A 4,624-nucleotide genomic window follows, 5' to 3' on the forward strand; every position below is an offset into this window, starting at 1 on the left:
GTTTCGGGGCAGAAAATCAGCAAAAACATGGCTACAGAGGGAATCCCTTACTCTAGAGATTAATGACACTATCTGTTAAAATCAGGTTAGCGATCACTATACAGCCAACTCTACGGAATCGCTCTACTCCAGATACAGTCAACGGTACAGCCATTTTCAAGTGAAAAATGTACCCAGTAGTCTCTTTTCAATTTTTTCTTAGAAGCGACCTGCAGTAAGGGTTTTGTTAATTTTTTAGTATTTACGTATGGGGGAAGTCCAGGTATAATGGAAGGTTTTGCTTTTTTCTCGATTTTTAGATTGAAGTGGAAAAGATCTCTTGCAAAAGGATATATCTTGATTACTTTTGCAAGAGATCTAGTGCCTTGTCAATCTCAGTTGCCGCATCTTTAATCCTGACAACGTAGCAACTGCTGCCGCCATTGTTGAAAAAGCCGTAAACAGCATGAACGAGGTAGTTGTGTTTTGTATCTTGAGAGAAGTCTCCGAAGAACTGCTTGAACTGGCTGAAGTTTGTGCACAGTTTCACTATACCAGCCTCGATCGGCAAGAAGGTAATGATTTGGTAGTAGTGCCGTAGCCCTCTTGCTTACCTGGTATGAATTGTGTAAAATATTTATGAATAAAAATAATTGGAACCCGCTCAGTCTTTAAACCTCTAGCTTGCTCATGACTTTTCTGATAAATATCTTTTTCTGGCTCCTGTCTGGCTTACTGAAATATCAGTCTAGCACCGAACAAAGTACCCCCTTCACCTCCGTTCCCCTGTCAAGCGTTGTGGTTCTCACCATAGGATCAAGAATGGTTCTATTCCTAAGGGAAAACCCAAACGTCAAGGTAAAGAATGTGGTCGTCAGTTTGTGATCAATCCCACTAATAAAACCGTATCTGACGAAACCAAACAATTAATTGATCAACTCTTGCTCGAACGAATTTCCTGACGAGTAATTGCTAGAGTAACAGGGGTAAGTTGGTCATGGTAACAAAATTATGTCAACAATAAACTGGCGGCTGTCCCCCGTCAAATAAAGGTTTCAGACAAACCAAAAGGTAAATTGGTTAGAGAATGCGATGAAATGTGGTCTTGGGTTTTTTCTAAGACGATAAAGGTCTATATTTGGCGGTTAATTGATAGAAATACAAGGGAAATTATTGGTGGCTATGCGCGGAGATAGGAGTCGTCAATCAGCCAAAAAACTTTGGGACAGTTTACCAGGTTTTTACCGACAATGCGCGGTTGCTTACACAGACTTTTGGGAGTCATATAAGACAGTAATTCCCAGTAAACGTCATCGACCAGTCGGGAAAGAAACTGGTCAAACTAATCCTATTGAAAGATTAAATAATACCTTTCGACAAAGGATTTCTCGGTTGGTGAGAGAGAGTCTATCTTTCTCTAAAAAAATGGAGAATCACGTTGGGGAGCCCTTTGGTATTTTATCCATGACTACAATGCACACCTGGCAAAGGATTAAGCCGCCATCACTACTACCGAATCACCACCGGTTTCAGAATCTGGATTCCGTCGGGGATTTCCGAAAGTTCCAGAAGAGCGATAATTGCGATGATTAAGCCAATAATTGGCACATTTATCGGCGTTGTCAGATCAGAAGCTGATAACTGATTACTTCCTCAGTAGTTCTTCGGCATTTTGCAGGATTTCGAGGACTTGTTCGGCACTAATCAAGCGTTTTAGCACCACTTGCCCGATGGTGGGGACAGTATCGGCAATTTCGGCACTCTTGGGGGCAACTTCTACCATAATCACGGCTTCTTCCACCTTATAAAGCCATAAAACCTGTTCTCCCTCTAAAATACCGATATTTAATCGCTCTATCTGCGGTGGTCGTCGCCAACTACTCGCATGGTCCCACAAACCGCCAAATTCCCACACCCGTCCTATTGTCCAACCTGCCGTTAAGAAAAAATATTTCACTTTGTTACTCAATCTAGAATCAATCTCTAGCTTTCTGGCTTAATTAGTTTTCAGCCGTCAAATTTTATCAGCTTTTTAGCCATTAGCCATTAGCCATCAGCCGGAATAGGCAATAGGCAATGGGCAGCTTTGTTCTCCCTGGGTGCATCCCACATTTGCAGAAATACCGACAATCAGCAATTATCAGTGACTTTTAAATTATTACAGATATATCAGCAGCTGTCTGTAAGCATCCCACCGAAAAACTAATGCGCTCCGGGGTTTGGGGGGTTCTACCCCCCAAAAGCTTGGATTGAGGGAAAAAATCGAAAGTAACGCCCGACTTTAGCAGAGAGTTTCCCCTTAAAAATCCCAACTTAGTAGATTTACAAAAATGAGATGCACCCGTTCTCCCTGCTCCCCGCTCGTCAATTCATAATTTATAATTCATAATTCCCACTTCCCACTCCTGTCTCCTATGACGGCGGCTCTTCTGGTTTCTGTGTGGAAACGAGGTCTATACTGATAGTTTATTTAACCAAATAGTCCTAAAAGTCTTTCCCAGTAAACATTTCACGATTTCATAAGCAAAAATTATCACACAAAGTCGAGAAGAGCCTGACGGCTAATAGCTAGTTAACGTCCCGTTAATTTCACTACCCCAATCCCCCCAAAGTATAGACCCAAGACCGCCCCTGCTAACAGGGATTGGGTGAGAGGATCTGTGGAAGGGGTTAAAATTGCGCCTAAAATCACCGCACCCAAAACCACGAAACGCCAACCCGATAACATCGTTTGCGAGGAAATAATGCCTAAAAAGCTCAAAATCAATTGAATAACGGGAATTTGAAAGGCGATGCCGGTACTAAACAGCAAAAGTAAGACAAATTCAAAATAGCGCTCGATCGACCAAGCTTGTTCGACCACTTCGGCCCCATAATTGACAAAAAAGTTTAAAGCGGCGGGAATCAGGGCAATATAGGCAAAAAATAAACCAGCAAAAAATAAAACACTCGATCCTAAGACTACCGGGACAATTAAACGCCGTTCGCGACGGGTTAACCCCGGCAGCACAAAGAGGATAATTTGTAAGAGAATGACCGGACTAGCCACCAGTATGCCGCTATATCCAGCTACTTTTAGGGAGACGAAAAAAAATTCTCCCGGAGCTAACTGCAAAAATTTTACCCCTTGGGCGGGAACTTCCAGCACTTGTACTAGGGGTTTAACGAAGATAAAACATCCCACCGCACCTACAGCCACGGCAATTAAACTATAAAAAATCCGGCGCCGCAATTCCTCCAAGTGGTCAAATAAGGACATTTCCACTTCTCCGGGCAATTCGTCGAGAAATTCGGTACTGTCTGGGGGCGGGGTTTTTACTTCTGTCGATGACATGGCTTTCGCTCGATCGTTCTCTACTCAAGCCTTTATCCTAGCATTGATAGGGGATGGGGGTTCGGGGTTCGGGGTTCGGAGTTCGGAGACAGAATTCAGGATAATAAATCAAAGTTGCCCCCCACTTCCCCACTTCCCCACTCCCCCACTCCCCTTAAAAAAAATTTGCTATGATCTAGGAACTTGTTTAGTATTTGGTAAAAATAACCATAAATGCCGCCGTGTTCACAACTGTTCAACCCACAAATCGATCGAGCTTACCTGATGACCTATTTACGGCAATTAAAGAGCTTAAACGGGAATTAAACGCCGTTATTCTGGCTCACTACTATCAAAATTCTGACATACAGGATATAGCTGATTATATTGGTGATTCTCTCGGTTTATCCCAACAGGCTGCCCGAACGCCAGCAGATGTGATCGTATTTGCGGGGGTTCACTTCATGGCAGAAACAGCTAAAATCTTAAACCCAGATAAGTTGGTATTGCTGCCGGATTTAGATGCAGGATGTTCTTTAGCTGATAGTTGTCATCCTGAAGATTTTGCTCGTTTTAAAGCCCAATATCCCGATCATATCGTGATTTCCTATATCAATTGCAGTGCAGAAATTAAGGCCATGAGTGATATTATCTGCACCAGTTCCAACGCAGTCAAAATAGTTAATCAAATCCCTGCCCATCAACCGATTATCTTCGCTCCCGATCGCAATTTAGGCCGTTACGTCAGTCAGCAAACTGGTAGAGATTTAGTTCTCTGGCAGGGTAGTTGTATTGTCCATGAAACTTTTTCCGAACGCAAGATAATAGAATTAAAAGTTGCCCATCCAGAAGCAAAAATTATCGCCCATCCTGAGTGTGAATCATCGGTTTTACGCCATGCCGATTATATTGGTTCCACGACGGCACTATTAAATTATTCCCTGAAAAGTTCTGAAAAAACCTTTATTGTCGCCACAGAACCGGGGATTATTCACCAGATGCAAAAATCGGCCCCAGAAAAACTATTTATACCCGCACCAGGTTTGAATAACTGTGCTTGTAATGAGTGTCCCTACATGAGACTGAACACTCTCGAAAAATTGTATCTCTGTATGCGAGATACAACTCCAGAAATTACTATTTCTGAAGATTTAAGAGTTAAGGCACTGTTGCCGATTCAAAGAATGTTAGAAATGTCTTAATCAGTTATCAGTTATCAGTTATCAGTTATCAGTTATCAGTTATCAGTTATCAGTTATCAGTTATCAGTTATCAGTTATCAGTTATCAGTTATCAGTTATCAGTTATCAGTTATCAGTTATCAGTTATCAG

3 protein-coding genes and 1 pseudogene are annotated in these 4,624 nt (G+C 42.1%); 2 read left to right on the plus strand and 2 right to left on the minus strand.

Annotated elements, in window-relative coordinates:
* The first annotated feature begins 794 nt into the window (after positions 1–794).
* Positions 795–1,475 (plus strand): annotated as a pseudogene (locus O9332_RS24840) (IS1 family transposase).
* Between the two features lie 149 nt (positions 1,476–1,624).
* Here the strand turns inward: O9332_RS24840 and O9332_RS24845 are convergent.
* Positions 1,625–1,936: a hypothetical protein gene (locus O9332_RS24845; protein ID WP_002749272.1), complete on the minus strand. Its 312-nt coding sequence runs from the start codon at positions 1,934–1,936 to the stop codon at positions 1,625–1,627.
* 615 nt (positions 1,937–2,551) lie between these two features.
* Entirely contained in the window at positions 2,552–3,313 is a 762-nt protein-coding gene (gene tatC / locus O9332_RS24850; protein ID WP_002756761.1) for a twin-arginine translocase subunit TatC, read from the minus strand.
* 221 nt (positions 3,314–3,534) lie between these two features.
* Here tatC and nadA point away from each other — a divergent pair, with 221 nt between their 5' ends.
* Positions 3,535–4,494, plus strand: coding sequence for a quinolinate synthase NadA (gene nadA / locus O9332_RS24855; protein WP_043998788.1), 960 nt, complete (start codon positions 3,535–3,537; stop codon positions 4,492–4,494).
* Positions 4,495–4,624 lie beyond the last annotated feature (130 nt).

The sequence above is a fragment of the Microcystis sp. LE19-10.1B genome, assembly GCF_027530565.1.
Taxonomy (GTDB): domain Bacteria; phylum Cyanobacteriota; class Cyanobacteriia; order Cyanobacteriales; family Microcystaceae; genus Microcystis; species Microcystis aeruginosa.

Bases quoted from the DNA above. Each gene is read 5' to 3' on its own strand.
- tatC (WP_002756761.1), bottom strand. From the start codon at position 3,313: ATGTCATCGACAGAAGTAAAAACCCCGCCCCCAGACAGTACCGAATTT.